This is a genomic window from Yinghuangia seranimata (assembly GCF_029953285.1).
Classification (GTDB): Bacteria; Actinomycetota; Actinomycetes; order Streptomycetales; family Streptomycetaceae; genus Yinghuangia; species Yinghuangia seranimata.
Genome location: NZ_JASAOI010000023.1, coordinates 99,285 through 117,875, shown reverse-complemented (window position 1 = coordinate 117,875; position 18,591 = coordinate 99,285). Strand labels below are relative to the sequence as shown.

21 protein-coding genes and 1 pseudogene are annotated in these 18,591 nt (G+C 71.8%); 12 read left to right on the top strand and 10 right to left on the bottom strand.

Going from position 1 to position 18,591, the window contains the following annotated elements; genetic code table 11:
- Positions 1 to 31: 31 nt before the first annotated feature.
- Positions 32 to 1,888: an alkyl/aryl-sulfatase gene (locus tag QI554_RS15940; RefSeq protein ID WP_281470564.1), complete on the bottom strand. Its 1,857-nt coding sequence runs from the start codon at positions 1,886 to 1,888 to the stop codon at positions 32 to 34.
- A 112-nt stretch (positions 1,889 to 2,000) separates the two neighbouring features.
- Between QI554_RS15940 and QI554_RS15935 the strand changes: the two genes are divergently transcribed.
- Both QI554_RS15935 and QI554_RS15930 read left to right on the top strand, forming a co-directional pair.
- The gene (locus QI554_RS15935; RefSeq protein WP_281470562.1) at positions 2,001 to 2,861 is read left to right on the top strand and encodes a spermidine synthase; all 861 of its coding nucleotides are present in this window, start codon (positions 2,001 to 2,003) and stop codon (positions 2,859 to 2,861) included.
- 133 nt (positions 2,862 to 2,994) lie between these two features.
- A complete protein-coding gene (locus QI554_RS15930; RefSeq protein ID WP_281470560.1) occupies positions 2,995 to 4,290 on the top strand; it encodes a L,D-transpeptidase in 1,296 nt (431 codons plus the stop codon).
- Positions 4,291 to 4,436: 146 nt separating this feature from the next.
- On the opposite strand, the gene QI554_RS15925 is transcribed toward QI554_RS15930, so the two are convergent.
- The gene (locus QI554_RS15925) at positions 4,437 to 5,279 is read right to left on the bottom strand and encodes a GNAT family N-acetyltransferase (protein ID WP_281470558.1); all 843 of its coding nucleotides are present in this window, start codon (positions 5,277 to 5,279) and stop codon (positions 4,437 to 4,439) included.
- Between the two features lie 214 nt (positions 5,280 to 5,493).
- On the opposite strand from QI554_RS15925, the gene QI554_RS15920 reads away from it, so the two are divergent.
- The 7 genes and pseudogenes from QI554_RS15920 to QI554_RS15890 form a co-directional block, all read left to right on the top strand.
- A complete protein-coding gene (locus QI554_RS15920) occupies positions 5,494 to 5,766 on the top strand; it encodes a hypothetical protein (protein WP_281470557.1) in 273 nt (90 codons plus the stop codon).
- Between the two features lie 482 nt (positions 5,767 to 6,248).
- Entirely contained in the window at positions 6,249 to 7,031 is a 783-nt protein-coding gene (locus tag QI554_RS15915; RefSeq protein ID WP_281470555.1) for an SDR family NAD(P)-dependent oxidoreductase, read from the top strand.
- Between the two features lie 71 nt (positions 7,032 to 7,102).
- Complete coding sequence (locus tag QI554_RS15910; protein ID WP_281470553.1) at positions 7,103 to 7,465, top strand: hypothetical protein; 363 nt, start codon at positions 7,103 to 7,105, stop codon at positions 7,463 to 7,465.
- A 1-nt stretch (position 7,466) separates the two neighbouring features.
- Positions 7,467 to 8,690 carry a glutathionylspermidine synthase family protein gene (locus QI554_RS15905; RefSeq protein ID WP_281470551.1) on the top strand — a complete coding sequence of 408 codons (1,224 nt, stop codon included), beginning with the start codon at positions 7,467 to 7,469 and terminating at the stop codon, positions 8,688 to 8,690.
- Between the two features lie 244 nt (positions 8,691 to 8,934).
- Positions 8,935 to 9,231, top strand: a complete 297-nt coding sequence (locus QI554_RS15900) for a hypothetical protein (RefSeq protein WP_281470550.1) — start codon at positions 8,935 to 8,937, stop codon at positions 9,229 to 9,231.
- Positions 9,228 to 9,500: a hypothetical protein gene (locus tag QI554_RS15895; protein ID WP_281470548.1), complete on the top strand. Its 273-nt coding sequence runs from the start codon at positions 9,228 to 9,230 to the stop codon at positions 9,498 to 9,500. Before QI554_RS15900 ends, QI554_RS15895 begins: the two co-directional genes overlap by 4 nt.
- A gap of 9 nt (positions 9,501 to 9,509) precedes the next feature.
- Positions 9,510 to 9,845 (top strand): annotated as a pseudogene (locus QI554_RS15890) (transposase); the annotation flags it as partial.
- Between the two features lie 558 nt (positions 9,846 to 10,403).
- Here QI554_RS15890 and QI554_RS15885 read toward each other — a convergent pair.
- Together QI554_RS15885 and QI554_RS15880 are read right to left on the bottom strand one after the other, a co-directional pair.
- Complete coding sequence (locus tag QI554_RS15885) at positions 10,404 to 11,552, bottom strand: hypothetical protein (protein ID WP_281470546.1); 1,149 nt, start codon at positions 11,550 to 11,552, stop codon at positions 10,404 to 10,406.
- The gene (locus QI554_RS15880; RefSeq protein WP_281470544.1) at positions 11,549 to 12,166 is read right to left on the bottom strand and encodes a sigma-70 family RNA polymerase sigma factor; all 618 of its coding nucleotides are present in this window, start codon (positions 12,164 to 12,166) and stop codon (positions 11,549 to 11,551) included. Before QI554_RS15880 ends, QI554_RS15885 begins: the two co-directional genes overlap by 4 nt.
- A gap of 536 nt (positions 12,167 to 12,702) precedes the next feature.
- Between QI554_RS15880 and QI554_RS15875 the strand changes: the two genes are divergently transcribed.
- Together QI554_RS15875 and QI554_RS15870 are read left to right on the top strand one after the other, a co-directional pair.
- Positions 12,703 to 13,527: a protein kinase family protein gene (locus QI554_RS15875; RefSeq protein ID WP_281470542.1), complete on the top strand. Its 825-nt coding sequence runs from the start codon at positions 12,703 to 12,705 to the stop codon at positions 13,525 to 13,527.
- 16 nt (positions 13,528 to 13,543) lie between these two features.
- The gene (locus QI554_RS15870; RefSeq protein ID WP_281470540.1) at positions 13,544 to 13,750 is read left to right on the top strand and encodes a hypothetical protein; all 207 of its coding nucleotides are present in this window, start codon (positions 13,544 to 13,546) and stop codon (positions 13,748 to 13,750) included.
- 337 nt (positions 13,751 to 14,087) lie between these two features.
- On the opposite strand, the gene QI554_RS15865 is transcribed toward QI554_RS15870, so the two are convergent.
- The 4 genes from QI554_RS15865 to QI554_RS15850 all read right to left on the bottom strand — a co-directional run bounded on the left by QI554_RS15865 (position 14,088) and on the right by QI554_RS15850 (position 15,836).
- Positions 14,088 to 14,552 (bottom strand): HIT family protein, encoded by a 465-nt coding sequence (locus QI554_RS15865; protein WP_281470538.1) that lies wholly within the window; start codon positions 14,550 to 14,552, stop codon positions 14,088 to 14,090.
- A gap of 102 nt (positions 14,553 to 14,654) precedes the next feature.
- Positions 14,655 to 14,816 carry a hypothetical protein gene (locus QI554_RS15860; RefSeq protein ID WP_281470536.1) on the bottom strand — a complete coding sequence of 54 codons (162 nt, stop codon included), beginning with the start codon at positions 14,814 to 14,816 and terminating at the stop codon, positions 14,655 to 14,657.
- Positions 14,813 to 15,097: a hypothetical protein gene (locus tag QI554_RS15855; protein WP_281470535.1), complete on the bottom strand. Its 285-nt coding sequence runs from the start codon at positions 15,095 to 15,097 to the stop codon at positions 14,813 to 14,815. Before QI554_RS15855 ends, QI554_RS15860 begins: the two co-directional genes overlap by 4 nt.
- Positions 15,098 to 15,425: 328 nt before the next feature.
- Positions 15,426 to 15,836, bottom strand: a complete 411-nt coding sequence (locus QI554_RS15850; RefSeq protein ID WP_281470533.1) for a hypothetical protein — start codon at positions 15,834 to 15,836, stop codon at positions 15,426 to 15,428.
- Between the two features lie 253 nt (positions 15,837 to 16,089).
- On the opposite strand from QI554_RS15850, the gene QI554_RS15845 reads away from it, so the two are divergent.
- Positions 16,090 to 17,007 carry an ArsR/SmtB family transcription factor gene (locus QI554_RS15845; protein WP_281470531.1) on the top strand — a complete coding sequence of 306 codons (918 nt, stop codon included), beginning with the start codon at positions 16,090 to 16,092 and terminating at the stop codon, positions 17,005 to 17,007.
- A 420-nt stretch (positions 17,008 to 17,427) separates the two neighbouring features.
- On the opposite strand, the gene QI554_RS15840 is transcribed toward QI554_RS15845, so the two are convergent.
- Entirely contained in the window at positions 17,428 to 17,769 is a 342-nt protein-coding gene (locus QI554_RS15840) for a hypothetical protein (protein ID WP_281470529.1), read from the bottom strand.
- Positions 17,770 to 18,141: 372 nt separating this feature from the next.
- A complete protein-coding gene (locus QI554_RS15835) occupies positions 18,142 to 18,390 on the bottom strand; it encodes a hypothetical protein (protein ID WP_281470527.1) in 249 nt (82 codons plus the stop codon).
- Positions 18,391 to 18,591: the final 201 nt, after the last annotated feature.

Sequence of the window (18,591 nt, the reverse complement as noted above, 5' to 3'; positions counted from 1 at the left end):
CGCGGCGGTAGGCGCCCCTGCGAGGCGCGCCCTACGGCGTCACGATCGGGAACGCCGGATCCGGGTCCTCCACGTACGACGCCAACCGCCTCAGCACGGCACGGTCACCGTCCGCGGCGATGCCGTCGAGGCCGCGCCCGTGCAGTACGCCGAGGAGCCGTTCCTTGGTGAGCGTCAGCGTCAGGTCGGCGGTCTCCCGGGTGGGCAGCCCCGACCGGGTGCTGCGGTGGGTCAGGACGCCGTTGGTGAGCGAGACCTGCCAGGTGCGCCCTTCGTCCGTGACGACGAAGTCGACGACGAGGTGGTCCTCCCAGCACGCGGGCCCGTCGACGGCGACGGCGACGGAGTCGAGGATCTGGTCGACGGTGAGCGCGCCCGTGAGCCCGACGCTCCCGGTGGTGTCGACGGCGGGCGGCGTGACCCCGTCGCGGAGTTCGGCGGCGCCCATCAGGAAGAAGTTGCGCCACGGCCCGTTCTCGGCGCCGTGGCCGAGCGTGTCGTAGACCTGGGCGAGGACTCCGCGCGCCTCGGTGGCCGCCGAGGCGTCTGGGGCCGCGAAGACGGCGTGGTTCAGCAGCGTTGCGGCGAACCGCAGGTCGCCGTCGTCCATGTACGCGCGCGCCTTGGCGACGACGGCGTCGATGCCGCCCATGCAGTCGACCAGCCGCCGGGACTGCGCGACCGGCGGGTGCTCCCACAGGTGGGCGGGGTTGCCGTCGAACCATCCCATGTAGCGCTGGTAGACGGCCTTCACGTTGTGGCTGAGCGAGCCGTAGTAGCCGCGCGCGTGCCACGAACGCTCCAGCGCGGGCGGCATCTTCAGCTCCTCGGCGATCTCGGTGCCGGTGAGGCCGGCGTTCAGCAGGCGCAGGGTCTGGTCGTGCATGTACGCGTACATGTCGCGCTGCCCGGCCATGAGCGCGATGACCCGGTCGGTGCCCCACGTCGGCCAGTGGTGCGAGCCGAACGCCACGTCGGTGCCGAAGGTGAACAGGTCGATGGCCTCGTCGAGGTAGCGCGCCCACATCCGCGGGTCGCGCACCAGCGCCCCGCGCAGGGTGAGCACGTTGTGCATGGTGTGCGAGCAGTTCTCCGCCAGGCACAGCGCGCGCCGGTCCGGGAAGAGGAAGTTCATCTCGGCGGGCGCCTCGGTGCCCGGGGTGAGCTGGAAGACGACCGGCACGCCGTCGACGGTCTCCTGCTGTCCGGTGGCGGTGACGTCGATGGTCGGCGGGATGAGCGTGACCGTGCCGTGCGAGGTGGTCATGCCGAGGCCGGCGCCGATCTGGCCGGCGGGGCCCTTGGGGAGGAGGTCGCCGTACATGTAGACGGCGCGTCGCGTCATGGCGTTGCCCGCGTACACGTTCTCGGCCACGGCGTGTTCGAGGAACCCGACCGGCGCGATGACCGGGATGCCGCGGCTGCCGTCGGGCAGGACGCCGCGGGCGCCGCCGAAGTGGTCGACGTGCGAGTGCGTGTAGATCAGGCCGGTGACGGGGCGGTCGCCGCGGTGCGCGCGGTAGAGCTCCAGCGCCGCGGCGGCGGTCTCCGCGGAGACGAGCGGGTCGACGACGATGACGCCGGTGTCGCCTTCGACGAGGGTCATGTTGGACAGGTCGAGGCCGCGCACCTGGAAGATGCCGTCGGCGACCTCGTACAGCCCCTGCCTGGCGACGAGTTGGGCCTGCCGCCACAGGCTGGGGTCGGCGGTTTCGGGGCAGTCGCCTTCGATGAACGCGTAGGCGTTCGCGTCCCACACCACGCGGCCGTCGGCGTCCTCGACGACGCCGGGCTCGAACGCGGCGACGAAGCCGCGGTCGGCGTCCTCGAAGTCGGTGCGGTCCTCGAACGGCGGCAGGTCGGCCGGCGTGGGCGAAGGCGTGGTCATCGGTGGGCCTCCCGGTGCGGCGCAAGGCATGCGAAAGGTACTATTTGCCAGCTTTGCCGGAGTATCCGGGCCCGGCAACTCCACGGTCGGGGCGGCGCGGGACAATCGGCGGATGGCCTCCGACACCCCTGACGAGCCCGTACCCGTCACCGCCGACGTCGCCTTCGGCCGCGCCGCGCTGCTGCCGGACATCGACCGGCCGCGCGCCTGGCTGCTGACGCTCGACGGTTCGCCGCAGTCGTACGTCGACCTCGACGAGCCGGCGTACGTCGAGTTCGAGTACGCCCGCCGCCTCGCCCACGTGCTGGACCTGGCCGCCCCGGCCGCGGCGCCGCTCGCGGTCCTGCACCTCGGCGGCGGCGCCATGACGCTCCCCCGCTACGTCGCCGCGACCCGTCCCGGCTCGCCGCAGCGGGTCGTCGAGGCGGACGGCCCGCTGGTCGACCTCGTGACCGCCCGCCTGCCGCTGCCGCCCGCCGAGCCGATCGCCGTCGAGGTCGCCGACGCGCGCGCCGGCCTCGCGGCCCGCCCCGCCGGGTCCGCCGACGCGGTCGTCGCCGACGTCTTCGGCGGCGCGCTGATCCCGGCCCACCTGACCTCGGTGGAGTTCGTCCGCGACGCGGCGCGCGTGCTGCGCCCGGGCGGGGTGTACGCCGCGAACCTGTCCGACGGCGGCGCGCTGGCGTTCCTCCGCGGCCAGGTCGCGACCGCGCGGGCGGTCTTCGCACACGTCTGCCTGGTCACCGAGGAGGACCACCTGACGGGCGAGCGGTTCGCGAACGCGGTCCTGGTCGCCTCCGACGCCCCGCTGCCGCTCGAACGACTGTCCGAGCGGGCGGCCGCGGACCCGTATCCGGCGGTCGTCGTCGCGGGCGGGGAACTGGTCGCGTTCACCGGCGACGCGGCGGTTGTGACGGATGCCACAGCGGTCGGCTCACCCGCCCCGCCACGTGGGGTTTTCGGCGTCGGATGAGCGCCCTGCCGACGCGGCATCGCGCTGCGTGACGACCGCGTGTGATCCACTCCACGCAACCGATTCGGGGGATTTGGTCGTTCATCTCGGATAAGGGGAAAATCACCCGGTTCCCTACCTCCGAGGTAACTCCGTGAGTCGCGCAGCCATACCCGGTCCCCGCAAGGGCCTCCGTTCCACCTTCCTCCCGGTCGTCCCCGTGGTCGCCGCGTCAGCCCTGCTGCTCGCCGCCTGCGGCGGAGGATCGTCCGGCGAGGACGGACCGAGAGACCAGGGGACGACCGCGGGAAACGGCGGCGCCGCGCTCACCGGCGGTGAGGGGAAGCAGAAGGACCACGACGCGCCCGCGAAGATGACCGTCGCCCCCGCCGACAAGACGACCGGCGTCGAGCCCGGCTCGCCGATCACGGTCGTCGCCCAGGAGGGCACCCTCACCGGCGTGAAGGTCTCCGACGGGCAGGGCGGGGCGGTCGCCGGCTCGCTGTCGGCGGACGGCCGCACGTGGACCTCCAGCGGCAGCACCGCGCCGGGCACCTCGTACACCGTCGAGGTCGCGAGCCGTACCGCCAAGGGCAAGGACCAGACCTCGGCGAGCACGTTCGCCACGAAGAAGGCGGACCGCACCAACAAGCTGGCGATGAAGCCGACCGGCGGCGGGACGTTCGGCGTCGCGCAGCCGGTGTCGATCACGTTCGACTACCCGGTGGTGGACAAGGCCGCGGTCGAGCGGAACCTGAAGGTCACCGCGTCGGTGCCCACCGAGGGCTCGTGGGGCTGGATGAAGGACTACTCCGGCAAGGACCGCGTGGACTGGCGGCCGAAGGACTACTGGAAGCCGGGCACAAAGGTCACGCTCGACGCGGACCTGAAGGGCGTCAAGAGCGGCGCCGGCACCTACTTCGCGCGCGACTACGAGGCGTCCTTCACGGTCGGCAGCTCCCGCGTCGTCGAGGTCGACGTGCCGAACCACAAGGTCAACGTCATGGAGGGCGGGCAGCTGGTGAAGTCGCTGCCGATGTCGGCGGGCTCGGACGAGTACCCGACACGCGGCGGCACGCACGTGATCCTGTCGAAGAACGCCAAGGAGACCCTGGACTCGCAGACGGTGGGTCTGGGCGACAGCTACAACCTGCCGGACGTGCCGTGGGTCGTGCACTTCACCACCTCGGGCACGTTCTTCCACTCGGCCGCGTGGAACACCGGCAACATCGGCAAGACGAACACCAGCCACGGCTGCGTCGGCATGACGGTGGACGACGCCAAGTGGTTCTACGACCGCGTGCAGGTCGGCGACCCGGTGGTGATCAAGGGCTCGAAGAGCAGGACGGCGACCGACCCGGGCAACGGCTTCGGCGCGTGGCAGCTGACGTGGAGCCAGTGGCAGGCGAAGAGCGCGCTGTCGTCCGGCGCGACCACACAGGCGCAGTGACGCGCCGCTGAACGGCACGAGGCCCCGTCGGAAGGCGACTTCCGACGGGGCCTCTGCGTGTTCTCGGCGTGTTCTCGGCGTGTTCTCGGCGTGTTCTCGGCGTGTTCTCGGCGTGTTCTCGGCGTGTCTCGGCGTGTTCTCGGGTCTTAGTCGTCGGTCGACGGCTCGGCGATCATCGACGTCGCGACGCGCCGGAAGCCGAGCCGCCCGTAGATCCGCGCGACGTCCTCGTCGCCGGCGCTCAGCAGCACCAGCCCGAGGCCGCGGTCCAGCGCGTCGGCGGTCAGGTGCCACGTGACGGCGGCGCCCAGCCCCTGGCGGCGCGCGTCGGGCAGCGTGCCGATGCCGACGAGCTCGCTGGCGCCGCCTCGCGGCTGGTGGCTGCCGACCGCGAGCGGGCCCTTCGCGCCGTACGCCGCATAAGTGACGGTCCGCTCGGCGCGCAGCCGCTCGCCGACGTAGCGCAGCAGCCCCAGGGGCTGGCCGGGCGCGGCGGCGTCGCGCAGGTCGGCGCCGCCGAGGCCGACCGCGGTTCCGGGCTCGGAGAACGCGACGGCGGGGACGCTCTGCACGATGGCCAGGTCGAGCGCGTCGTGCGGGACGCGCCGGACCGTCACGTCGGGCGGCGCGGGGCGTTCGGCGGCGTGGAAGGCGTCGACGTCCAGCACCATCAGCGGGTGGCTGTGCACGCGCAGCCCGGCCCGCTCGGCGGCGTCGCGCAGGCCCGGCGTGCTCTCGTGCACCCACTCGAACGCCTCGGGGACACCGAGCTCACGCTGCCGCAGCCGTACGGCGGCCACGTCGCCGACGGTGGGCTGCGCGGCGTGCCCCAGCGTGGGGCGCGCGTAGTAGGGCCAGCCGTCGCCCTCTTGCAGGAACAGGGTCAGGGAGCCGAAGTCCTCGGGCGGGCGGGCGGCGCGGGGCACGGCGTCGAGATAGGCCTCGACGCGCTCGAGCAGGTCGCCGGGCGGCGTGGTGTTCGTGGTCATCGCCTCCCATCCAAGCGGACGGCGCGCCGGTGCTCCACCGGAAATCCGGCCGCGCGCCGACGACATGGCGCCGAGTGCGCGACGGGGCCGCGGCGCAGGTCCGGATGGATGCCGCCGCGTCCGTTCAGGTGTGGCCGCGGCGGGGCCCGGATATCCGTCAGCGAGTGTGCGCCTGTCCCCCGGGCGCACCGGCACGCGACCGAAGGAGCAGGCGATGGCCGACTTCCACACGCACGACCTGACCGGCGTCGGCAAGCGGATCGTCACCGTGGACGCGCAGCCGGGCGACCGGATCCGCGTCGGCTTCGTGATGGCCGACGCGGGTCGCGAGCTCCTCAACGGCAACCTGATCATCCACACCCCGGAAGGCGGCGCGATCCGCCTCCCGGGCTACTCCGCGATGCGCCGCGTCGCCGTCCCCCCGGTCATCCTCGACGCCAGCAACCACCGCTGGACCCCGGCGGCCTTGCTGGACGACTTGGCGTAGGGACTACGCGACGCGGCGCGGAGACCCCCTCACGGCGCCGGGCGAAGCCGACACCCCCGCCCCGCCCGCCCGGTTCGCGTTTCGACGGTTCCAGATCCCGGACCTCCCGCGTACGCCCCCGCCGCGCCGCCGGAGGCGCCGCCTGCGCCGTGCATATGGCGTCGCGGAGTCGAGGCACGGGAGTCCTCCCCGGTTCGCGTTGCGTCCGTGCAACACCGTGCCCAGCCGGCACCACCCGCGGTTGCCGCGTTCCACACCCGCCCGCGCCAGCCGGTCCGGGCCGCCGGGGGCGCGGGCAGCAGCGCGCTCGCGGAGCCGACGCCCGTGCCCGGCCCACCCAGTCCGCGTCTGGGCCGGCTCCCCCTCGAACGGCCGACCTCGTTTCCGACCGGGCACCGCCGAGCCCGCCTGCAGTCGCCACATCCCGCGCCTGAACATCCCCGCAACGCGTCGCAGGCATCCGGTCGAACTAGGGTGCGGACATGACGCACACGAACACCCACCTGTCGGACATGTTCTCCCTCGGCGGTCTCACCGCCTTCGTGACCGGCGGGAGTTCCGGGATCGGGCGGGCCGTTGCGAGCGGGCTCGCGCGGGCCGGGGCTCGGGTGGTGGTCGTCGCCCGTCGGGAGGCGGAGCTGGTCGAGACCGTCGACGAACTGGCCGCCCACGGGGGCGAGGCGGCGTGGGTCAGCGCCGATCTCGGGAGTCGGGACGGGGTGCGGGTCGCCGCCGACGCCGCGGCCGCGGTGTTCGGGGAGCCGGACATCCTCGTCAACTCGGCGGGTATCAACCTGCGTCCGCCGTTGGGCGAGCTCGGCGAGGACGTGTGGGACGCGGTCATGGCGGTCAACCTCGAGGCCCCGTTCCTGCTCGGCCAGCGTTTCGGGCCGGGCATGGCGGAGCGCGGCTACGGCCGGATCATCCACGTCTCGTCGCAGCAGGCGCACCGGGCGTTCGTGCAGAGCGGCGCGTACGGCGTCTCCAAGGGCGGCCTCGAGTCGCTCGCCCGTTCGCAGGCGGAGGCGTGGTCGCCGCACGGCGTCACCTGCAACACGCTCGTGCCGGGCTTCGTGATGACGCCGCTGAACGCGCGTCTGGCGGACGACCCGGCGAAGGTCGCCGAGTTGGCCGCCCGCACGATGGTCGGCCGCAACGGCGTGGCCGAGGACTTCGCCGGGGCGGCCGTGTTCCTGGCCGGCCGGTCGTCGGCGTACATCACCGGTCAGTCGCTGTTCGTCGACGGCGGCCTGTCGGTGCACTGAGGCACCTGACTGGTGGGCCGCGGTGCCGGGCCGGTACCGTCCTTCCTCCATCGACATACGGGGAGGTACGGGTGCCCACGCCCGCGGATTCGGGTCGGCGGCTGCGTTCCACGGCGGTCGCCGCGACGCTCACCCTGGGCCTCGCGAGCGGCCTGACGGCGTGCAGCTCCGGCGGTTCGAAGCAGGCGGACTACGCGGAGGTCTGCGTGCACAAGCAGACGATGATGCGGGTCGCCGACGAGCTGTGCCTGAGCGACCGGACGGGCGTGTACGCCTGGTACTACGTGCCGCGCAAGGGCTCGGGCGGCGGCACGAGCACGCTGCCGCCGTCCGGGAGTTCGGTCGGTTCCGGTGGCGGAACGTTTGTGCGCCCGGGCAAGGGCTCGGTCTCGCGCGGCGGCTTCGGCGGCGGGGGCAAGGGCGGGGGCGGCTGACGTGGAGCGCGTCCCCATCGACCCGCGGCCGGACTGGCGGCACCTGATCGAGTCGCAGGGCATGCTGTACGCCGCGACCCGCCTGGAGGACGGCAGCGAGGTGCCGTACTGGCACGAGGAGGCGTACTACCGCTTCACGCTCCCCGAGGTCGAGCACCTCGAGGAGGTGACCCGCGAGCTGCACGAGATGTGCGTGGCGGCCGCCCGCCACATCCTCGACCGCGGCTCGCTCGCGGCGTTCGGCCTGCCCGAGGAGGCCCGACCGTACCTGCGTAGGACGCTCGACGAGAACCACCCGAGCCTGTACGGCCGTTTCGACCTGGCGTGGGGCGGCGAGGGCGGCCCGGTCGACGGCGTGAAGCTGCTCGAGTACAACGCCGACACGCCCACCACCCTGATCGAGGCGTCGCTCATCCAGTGGTTCTGGCTGCGCGACCGATTCCCGGACCGCGACCAGTGGAACAGCCTGCACGAGCGCCTGGTACGCGCCTGGGCGCGCATGACGCCCGCGCTGCGCTCGGACACGGTCCACTTCGCGCACGTGGGCGGCACGGACTTCGACGAGGAGTGGCTGACCGCGTCCTACCTACGCGACACGGCGATCGAGGCGGGCCTGAACACCGTCGGCCTGGAAGTCGCCGACATCGGCTGGCACGACGGCGACCTGCGCTTCGTCGACCTCGAAGAGCGCGCGATCGACACGATGTTCGTGCTCTACCCGTGGGAGGACATGCTCACCGAGCCCTTCGGCGCGAACGTCATCGCACACCCCCGCTCCTGCCTCTTCGTCGAACCGGCCTGGAAGGTCGTGCTGTCGAACAAAGCGCTGCTCGCGACGCTGTGGGAGCTGTACCCGGGGCACCCCAACCTGCTGCCCGCCTACCTCGACTCGCCACGCGAGCTGACCTCGTACGTCGCCAAACCGCTGCACGGCCGCGAAGGCGACTCGGTGCGCATCGTGACCCCCGACTCGACCTACGTGCACCCGACCGTCGACTACGACGGCTCGGAAGGCTGGTGCTACCAGGAATACGTGCCGCTCCCCGACCTCGACGGCAACCAGGTCGTGCTCGGCTCCTGGATCGTCGACGGCAAACCGGCCGGCCTGGGCATCCGCGAATCCGACGGCCCCGTCACGGACTTCTACGCCCGCTTCGTCCCCCACATGGTCGACACCCCGGCCCCCACCGCCGAGGACCGTGCGGCATGGCTGGAAGAGGGCTGACCCAGGTGTGAAGCCGCCTACCTGAAGCACGAGGAACTGCGCCGACACCCAGCCCTGCCGGCCCGCCTCGCCCGACACAGCGTCGAGGCCGCCCCTTAAATGCGTACACCTCGCGCCGACGGACGGAGGCCGCACTGCAGGTCGCGAGGATCGCCATAATGGGACTGCCGCAGTAAATCCGGTATTCACTGCGGCCGTTGCCGGATACGGGCATTCGCCGAAATGCACGACGTTGCGGGGGGCGATGGATGACGTGATCGTGCGGGTGGTGGAGACGTGCGCGAGTCACCCGTCGCAGTGGGACGCGTGGACCGCTGAGGGCCACTACCTCTTCCTGCACTACCGCCTCGGCATCGGCACCGTCGAGGAGCATCCGGACTGCGACCCGCGCTCGTGGACCAACGAGGCTTGGGAGACCGGGCGGTCCCGGACGGTGAAGGAATGGAACGACGACACAAACGAGGGGTACATGCTGCTCGCGGAGTTCCTCACGGCCGCCGGCTTGCGTCTGGCTGCCGACGCCGACGGCTCCTGCCGATGAATTCCGTTTCCGCTGAGGCGCCGGACCACGCCGCCTACTTCGTCGCGGCGTTCCCGGGGTTTCTCGCCGCCGACGTGCTCGGCGTCGCGTCGGCGATGCCGCCGCACAGGCTGAAGCCCGTGGAGCCGTTCCCGGTCGATGTCCAAGGCGAACGCGTGGCCATTCCCGGGCGCCGCGACGCCGACACCGCGGCCGCGGTCCTGGTCCAACACCTCACTTTGACTGCGGCTGCTCTGACCCACGATTCAGGTCAGGCCATCCGGGCTTAGACCGTGTCCTCGCGCGGAGGACTGACCACGAAGGTCCACCTGGCCGCCGACGGCAACTGCCGCCCGCTCGCGTTCGTGGTCACCGCCGGACAGCGCGGCGACGCACCGCAGTTCCCGAGCGTGCTCGCCGCGATCCGGGTGCCGCGAGCGGTCGGCCGACCGCGCACCCGGCCCGCGGTCGTGCTCGCGGACAGGGCCTACTCGTCGCGGGCGATCCGCGCGCTCCTGCGGCGGCGAGGCATCCGGTCGGTGATCCCGGAGCCCGCCGACCAGCAGGCCAACCGCAGGCGGCGCGGCCGGCGCGGGGGTCGCCCGCGTCACCTGGACCGCGACGCCTACAAGCGCGCGAAACACCGTCGTCGCTCTCGTCCAGGTCGCCACCGCACACCCCATCGGCGCAATCGCGTCGGGATCAGCCAGCCTGGTCACCGGAGGGGGCTTCCTGGTGCTCCGCCGCCTCAAGGACAACGCCGTCGCGGAACTGCGCCGTGCACAGTCGGCCGTACGCACCGACTGCCGCAACCGGGGGCGCCGCAGCACAGAGCCCGCGTCTGAGACCGCGCCGCCACCGGACATCCTCATCGAAGCTCTCACGCGCGACCCCCAAGAGCGGCTCTGAAGCAGATCCATTGGCGATCGCTGGGAGCCATCTCCGTCGACCTGGTGGGGCGACTCAACGCCGCCTTGTTCGACCGCTCCGTCTGAAGCGGACCCGTCGGGTGTCCCTTGGTGGGCTGCGGTCGGGTAGCCGGGTCACCTTGCCGTGACCCCCGCTGCCCCCACCCCCCCCCGCCCCGAAGGGGTCCAGCGGCGCCCCGGGGGGGGGCGGGGGGGGGGGCGGCGGGCCCCCCCCCGCCCCCCCCCCCCCCCCCCCCACGCCCCGGCCCAGACGTGGTCCTGCGGCTAGCAGGAGGTCATGGCCGGTGCCGGCACAGGATCGGTGTCGCCCCGCACCTGGAAGCGCCCTTCACCGAGTTCCCGCGAGGAAGCGGCGACCCAGTCGCCGTACCCGTCGGGCCAGATGGTCGCCTTGGTCCACACGACCCCACCCAACGCGGAACGTTCCCGGACGCCGAAATCGGACAGGTCCGCGCCGGACACGTCCACCACGAGGCCGTCGACGCGGGGCCGGACCCTGCCAAGCCACGTCTGAACCTTGACCAGCTCCTGACGGACCGCGTCCAGCCGCAGGGTGAGCTGCGTCAGTTCCTCGCGCTGCTGCACGAGCCCGGCCATGTCCCCGCCCCGTCCGACAGGCGCGTCGCCGATCACCGGAACCGCCGTAACGAACAACTCGCCTGCGTCCAGGCCCGGAGCCTGTTCCGGGCCGCGCAGCAGCCCGGCCGCAGACGACCCGAACCACTGGCCCAACGCGGCATCGACCTCGCGAGCCAGATCGGCGACCCCGTCGCGCTCAAGCTGCACGCCCAACGCCGTGCCGACCCGGTCCACCGCGCCACGGACTTCGTCCCCCACCTGCACCGCCGCGGCAAGCTGCTCCGCAGTCAGAGAGGAACGCGCTCCCGTCCACGCGACACCGCGACCCACCATGCGGCGGACGGCACCGAGGAACTCTGCGACGTCCTCCGGGTCCTCGGCGAGACGGGCCAGGCTGAAACGGGCCGCCAACGCCCGGATGGCCACCAGGGTGCCTTCGATGTCCCTGGCATCCGCCGTGTCGGGCCGCGGCACGTAGTTGACGCCGTCGGCCAGCGTCCGGCAGGCACCGCAGAAGACACGCGCCACATCCACCGCCGCACGCTGGCCGTCCACCAGCAGCTCCAGCTCCGAGGCATGCCGCACCAGCGTGTGGATGCCATCACGCAAGGCGATCGTCTCCTTGGCGCCGCGCCGCTGTACGTCGCGGCTGCCGCAGCCGGCCGGACCCAGCCTGTCCATGAGCGCCACCAGCACCCGACTGGAGTCGACTTGGCCGCGCACCTCCTCGCGCAGGGCCTGCACACCGACCGCCAGGAAATGGTCGACCCGAAGGGCGAACTGCGTCTCGTCCTGCGCCTCCGGACCGTCACCGCAGATGATTTCGTCGTTCATCGCCGCCAGTACCCCCTCTCGAAGTGCGCAGCGTCGGTGAACGCCGCTCGCGCCTTCAGCCGGCCCGCGCGCAGCGCGTCGCGCACCTGCTGGTCGGTAAGCCCCAAGGTGGCCGCGATCTCCCGGGCGGGGAACCCCTCGAGGTGGAACACCATCACGGCACGCACCTGATCCGAACACCGGGACAGCGCGGCGAGCGTCGTCTCCTTCACCACCGTTGCCTCGGCGTGCTCCGCACCGGCGTCGGGCCGGTCCGGCAGTTCCGCGACCGGAATGACGGTGGGTTGTATGCGGCGGCGGCCTGGCGGCCGGCACCATGCCCGCCAAGCCACCGTCCGGATCCAGGCCCGCGGCGAGGCGACCCCGCCCCACCCGTCGAACTGCTGCACGTGCTGCCAGGCGGTCATGAACGCCTCCTGAGCCGCGTCCTTCGCGTCCTCCAACTGCGCCCCCCGCATCCGCAGATGCAGCACCAACGGCGCGTCCTCCCGGTCGACGAACTCGACGAACTCCTGCAGAACCGCCAGAGCAAGGCCCGCAGCCGGTGCTCCCGGCCGCCCGGATACCGTGGCAGGAGCGGCATCGTGCGCCCCTTCCCCGTCAACGTCGCCCACCGTGCTGGTCCCTCCTGCAACCGCTCCCGACCACGACCACGCGGCCCCCGACATCCACCAGGTATCCCCCCTCGGGAAGGTGGCGCACCTGATCCAGCAGCCGCTCCTCCCGCCACAGCCGGGCCTGCAACCGGCACCGCACCCAACACGCGACCCCTCCCAGCACCGGTCCCGCCAGCGCTCCGGCCACCGCTAGCCCCGAGTCCAGATCCACAACACCGCCTCCACCGCACCAACCGCCCCGGCGAGATACCGGCCTACCTATCAGTGGCCGCACCACGCCAATCCGTGGAACCAGAAATCCCACGCGGAGGACCCCGGCGACGCCTTGCTTGCGGTGTCGACCCCAGCGGGCTGAAGGCGGCCACGGGTTCCGCAAGTTCAACGGCATCCACTGCCGCATGTCCTGGTGGGTGATCAGCCTCCCTGGCCCAGGCCGCCGGGCGGTTGCGTCGAATGCGCCCGTGCGCTGCTGGGAGACTGCGCGTGTACGCGGTTCCGCAGGGTTCACTCGCCGAACGAGAGGAACGTACGCCGTGGATGGCCTGCTCCGCGCGGCGCTGGGCGCGCTAGACGGCGCCGCCGGATGTACGCAGATCCCCAACCCGGCCGGCCTCGACCGCGGGACCCGCACCTACCGGGCCGGCGGCTGGAAGATCAAGACCATGCCGGCGCCCGCACTGCGCCTGCACCACGAGGCCTGCGTCTACCAGGCGCGCGAACGCCAGGGACTGCACCGCGGCACCCGACACGGACACCTGGACGACGGACACCCGGACGCGGGCCGGTGGCTGGCCGTCCCCTGGGTGCCGGGCCCGACCCTGTGGGAGGCGTTCGCCCCAGCCCGGAACGCGCACGGCTCGTCCGCCGCGCGCGGCGGGCTTCTGGACGCCGCGCTCGCCGCCGCGGCCGAACTGCGGCGCTGGCACCGCGACGCGTGGCTGCACGGCGACGTCCAGCCGGCGAACATCGTCGTTGCCGGGCGGGCGGCCATGTTCATCGACCTGGAGTACGCCCGGCATCCGCGCCTCCGCCTGCCGTACCCCTACCGCGGCGGCATCGCGGAGACCACCGCCCCGGAGGTCGCCCGCCAACTCGTCGACTCGCAGCAGCACGCCGCCGAACTGCACCCGGAGGCCGAGGTCTACGCGCTCGGCGCCGCGATCCGCTGGGCCTGGACCGGCCACCCGCCCGCAGGCCGTCGCGACCCCGGCGACGCAGGACCGGGCAGGCTCCTGCATGCCATCGCCCACGGCCCGCCGCGTGCTCTACGCGAGGACCGCCCCTACCCGTTCCCCGAACTCGAAGACCTGATCGAGCAGGCACTTCACCCCGACCCGCACCGCCGCGCCCTGCCCTGACGCGCGGGTACGCCTGGTGGACACCGTGGACGACTGGCCCGACATCTGGATGGACGAGGACGACCCGGACCTTCCCGCCACCACGACCGCAGTGAACAACGCCCTGCTGCCAGCACTGCAACGGCTCCCCGCCCGCATGCGCAAGATCGCCTGGCGTCACGTGGTCGCACCACCGCAGACATCGCGGCCGAACTGTCCATGGCCCCCAGCACCCTTCGGCTGAGGGATACCTGTCACTTCGTCGCAACCTCGGGAGCGTGCTCGTCACTCGCGTACCGGTCCGGGATACACAATCGCCGTGCCATCCGCCGCACGCCGGGCGCACGCCTCGGCCTCGCGGAACGCGCAAGGGCTGCGCCCCAGGAAGCCGTGCCCGCGCGGGCACACGTGCCAAAACTCTCGGTGTCCGGGCTCGTTCTCTTCTTCCACCTTCCAGATGGACGCGTCCGACCATGCGGCGGCCCCGTCCTCATCGTTCGGACACCACCACTGCTCGCCTTTCAGCCATCGGGATCTCCTCCTGATGGTGTGCCAACGGCCCTCATTGCTCACGCCGCGCCTCACGAGTCGCCAGCGAGGACCTTGCTCAGTCGGGTGGACACGCGGTCCATCTCGGCCGTGGACACGCGGTCGTCGGGGTGCTGTCGCAACGCGGCAGGGAAGATGCGAGGCCCGTGGAATTGCGAGGGCAGCAGCGGCGAGCGCGGGACGATGTGAAAGTGCACGTGCGCGAAGCCCTCGGCTTCGCCGAACTGCGCGATGTAGGTCTTCACGCAGCCGGTCACCGTGTGCAGGGCTCGCGACAGCCGTACCTGCCACACCCCGAGCGTGGCTGCTTCCTGGTCGCTCAGGTCGGCGATCGCGGTGACGTGGCGGCGGGGGACCAGCACCAGCCAGCCGGGCACGCTTGTGTCGATGGAGTGGCTGACCACCCAGTGGGCGTCGGCGGCGATCCGCTCGCGTGGGCCCAGCTCGTCGAACCGCGCTTGCTGCCGGCAGGAGAAACACTCCGTTGGCTCGGCCATTGCTCGATCGTACGAGCGCGCCGCGGTCTCGTCCCCCGAATAGCTATCCTCGGCTGCTCGTCCCTGTGCCCCCCGGCCCGCCAAGACTCAGTGGCAGAACCTTCACGATTGCGGCGCCGACATCCAGGCGTTCAACTGACGGCGGTCCGCGTCCATGAGCCAGCCTGCGTTCAGGCGCCGGACGCGGGACGGATGCATCAGCAGCCTGCCTTCCGGCCCGAACTGCTTCAGCGGGGCGGGCTGGTAGCCGCCGAATGCGGTCATCCGCCCCTGGGGCAGCGTTGGCCACTGTCCGGGGGCCGGCGGATCAGGTCCGGGTCGCTGCGTCGCCGCTGCCATGTCCGCGTCGCAACGGCGGCTGTAACGGCGACGACCGCGGTGACGGTGTCGAGGATGCCTTCCAGAGTGGTCTGGGCGTCCTCGTGCGCCCAGCTGATGTGCGCCCGCGCGGTTCCGGGCGCGGCCACGAGCTGTCCCACGGCCGCGCCCGGCGCGCCCGGCACGTCCGGCCTGGGCAGGTCCACCACGTACACCTCGACGGGCATGAGCTCGGCGAGCAGTTCGTCGTTGGACGGCCTCGCTGGCTTAGCCGGTTCGGGCGGCCGCGAGGCGATGCCACGCTGGTTGCATGAGGCGACAACGGCGCCCGGGGCTCCCGACGCGGCCGAACGGGTCCTGGCTGCGCCGCACGACCGGTCGGCCGCCGGTCGCCGAGCGGGATCGCGAACCAGCCGAAGCCCCCAGACGACCCCCACTATTCACGCCACCGAGCCGTTCCCAGTGGGGCCGCATTCTCGGCGTAGACGTGGTTGACAGTGTTCGCCGCGGCAACCGCGTACTGCGCGCTTCTGCGGCCGCCGCCGATAGTGGGCTCTAGCAGGCGTAGATGTGGTAGACCTGCGTCCAGTCGGCCGTCCAGTCGCTGTATGGGGCGGCAGGCGTCGTGTAGATCACGCGCGTGTAGTCGTAGTTGTACATCTTGACCCTCTTCGTGCCTTGGTTCAGGTTGTTGACCCACCAGCCCGGGCCGGTCATGGTGATGTCGTGCCAACCGCAGCCGTAGTTGTTCGGCGGGCTGCTGTTGTCCTGGGACCCGCAGAAGTAGCCTGCCCCCCAGCACCCTGCGGGAAGCGTCGCCGGCTGGGCGCTGCGTCCGGCCGTGGCGCCTGCCGCGCCGGGCAGCGCGCTGACCAGCAGCGCGCCAGCTACTGCGGAGCTGGCGGCGAGGGTACGGAGCCGTCGGAAACGGCGGGTGGGCGTGAAGGCATCCGTTGTGGCACGCATCGTTCTCCGATCCTGGTGATCGCGGCTACTCGGGCTGTGGCCGATTAGTTGCTTCCGCGTCTTCTGGGAGCGGCTCAGGCTTGGAACCGCAGTTCCACCGTCGGGCCTGCGAGCGCTTCCACGCATTCGGTTCGGCGCTGGCCGAACTGACCGGGCAGCGTTGCCACTTACCTGGCAAGGGAGAGCCGTGCTGCGGGTGCGCTTCACTCCTGAGGACCTGATGCGTGTCAGGTTCGCTGATGAACCGGCACCGATGGTCGAGTTGGTGCTCGCCATCGCGATGCTGCAGCGGTCCGACGCGGTCTTCGGTCTGTGGCGGCGGCGGATGGGCCAGACCCTGACGCGCACCGCGGGACCCTTGTTGGAGGTGGTGCCGGCCACCGCGAAGGGGCCGTTGTTCCTCGATCCGCCGAACCCGGGCTTCGAAGACGGGCTCGACCATGTCCTGTCGACCCCCACCGCGCTCGTCCGCTCCGAGTTACGCCGTGTGCACGCCCCAGACCGCCGCCCGGGCCTGTGGACGCGCCAGCTGGTCGACCGTGACCGGGACGCCTGGCGGAGCCTCGAGCGCGCCGTACGAACAGCACACGCCCGCGTCATCGGCGGGTCGTGGGACCGCATCCGCGCGGGTTTCGACGCCGAACGTGCTTGGCGCACCCAGCTCCTGGCCGGCCACGGCATCCGGGCGATGCTGGCCGGACTCACCCCGACAGCACGCTGGCGCGAGATGACCCTGGAGTTCGACAGCACCGACGACGTCGAGATCACCCTCGGCGGGGCAGGTGTGACCCTGCTTCCGTCCGTCTTCTGGACCGGCCGTCCCCTGCTGGGCCGCTACGACCAGAGCTCGTTCCTGGTGTATCCGGCCGTCACCCCGCTGCCCCTGATCGACGAACCCTCCACAGCCGACGCACTGGCCATGTTGTTGGGACGCACACGCGCCACGGTCCTGGAACAGCTGATCCGACCACGCACCAGCACCGACCTCGTCCGCGACCTCGGCCTGGCCAAGTCCTCGGTGTCCGAGCACACCAAGGCGCTGCGCGCCGCCCGCCTCATCACCGCCCAGCGCGACGGCAAGGCGGTCTGGCACTCCTGCACCCCACTCGGCCTCGGACTCCTGACCGGTGTGACACCCGTGGCCGCCCCCACGCCTGGTGGAGGCCTCTGAGTCGTCGTGCAGGCCGTCGAAGGTGTGTTCCGCGGCGTCGGCGGAGTACGCCGCCACCTCCTCGGCTGACGCCGGGCGTTCGACGTGCGTCACCTCGCCGGCGTACGACAACACCGCGCAGCCCTCGAGCTGCTCGAGCCGCTCCGGGCCGTACCGTTCGGCGATCCACGCGTTCGGGATCCACGCCTCGTCGTGGCGCTGCCCGGGGTCCCAGGCGCGCGCGGCCAGCTTCGCCATCAGCACGTCGTCGTCGGTCTCGTCGGCGACCGGCGACGGCAGGGGGCTGGGGCGGGGCGCGTCGTCGGGCGTTCCGATGTACGTCTGTGTGCGGATGGTCATGGCGCCGGACTGGACGGGCGCGGGCCGACGGTGGTGTCGGCGGTGGACGCGGCCATGTCCGTGCCACCCTGAGCTTGTCGCTTAACCGTTCGGGCTGGTGGGCGGCTCGTCGTTTGTGTCGTGAGTCGGTGTGAAGTCCTCGGCCAGTGCCTGTGTGACGCGTTCGATGAACCAGCACAGGGCATCGAACGGCAGCTCTCGGCCGCTGTTGGTGTCCAGGGCCAGGTGCACGGAGACCGGCTTCTCCCCCTCAAGGTGGTAGCGGATCGCGGTGACCACGGCTGTTCCGGGGATCGCAGCCGCAGGGCGGGGCGAGTCCTGCCACACACTGGGGGCGGTCAGCGCCGCGCTCAGTTCGAAGTACCACTCGTCACGGTCGCGGGTTGTCAGCAGGCAGTACGTCTCGTCGTCGTAGCAGCACACCCCTTGCGCATCCGCGGTTTCGGCGGTTGCGCATGACGACGGTGTCCTACGTCCGATCCTGTGCTTCCAGAACGATGCGGGTGACGGATCGGGGCGAAGTCTCGGCTTGTTGGGTCTGCCAGGCGGCGGGGGGCTTGCAACGCGCGGTCCCGCTGTACGAACCAGGCGAAGACCTCGGCCGACTTCGGCGTCGTCGCCGTCGCCCCGCTGAGCGCCGCAAGCCCCGGTGGGGCGCTGCCCGAGGGGGCCGAGCTGGTGCTGAACTACCGCGGCCGGCGCGCCTACGCCGAGCCTGCGGTCGCCGTCCTCGGCGCCGGCGCAGCGGTCCTCGGACGACTCGCTGCGAACTTCCGCACGTTCGAACGGTGCGGATCAGGCCGCCGCAGACGTGTCCGGGATGTACGCGGTGAGGGCGGTCAGGGCCTCGTCCAGGCCACGGAGAACCTCGCCGTTTTCGGCGACCATCTGGATGCGGAGTTCCCACAGGCTCACGAAGTAGCCGGCGGGGTCAGCCGCGGCTTGGAACGCGAAGTGGGCGCCAGCGTCCAGCGCCTGCTGCGCTGCGAGAGCGTGCGGTGTGGCGAGGTCGCCAAGCAGCGTGGAGAGCCTGGCGCGTTCCATGGGGCGATCATGCCGTGAAGACGTGGGTCGTTCCACGTTGGGCGGTGAAGTACGGCAACGCCTTTGGCCGTGGTCGGCTTGGCGCGGCGGGTAGTGGTGTGTATCGGCCGGTAGTGACCGGCATGGTCCAGGTCGGCGTGAGCTCCGCCCCCTGCCCATGGCGTATCCGAACCGTTACGCTCGGTGGTGCCCTCGTCGACG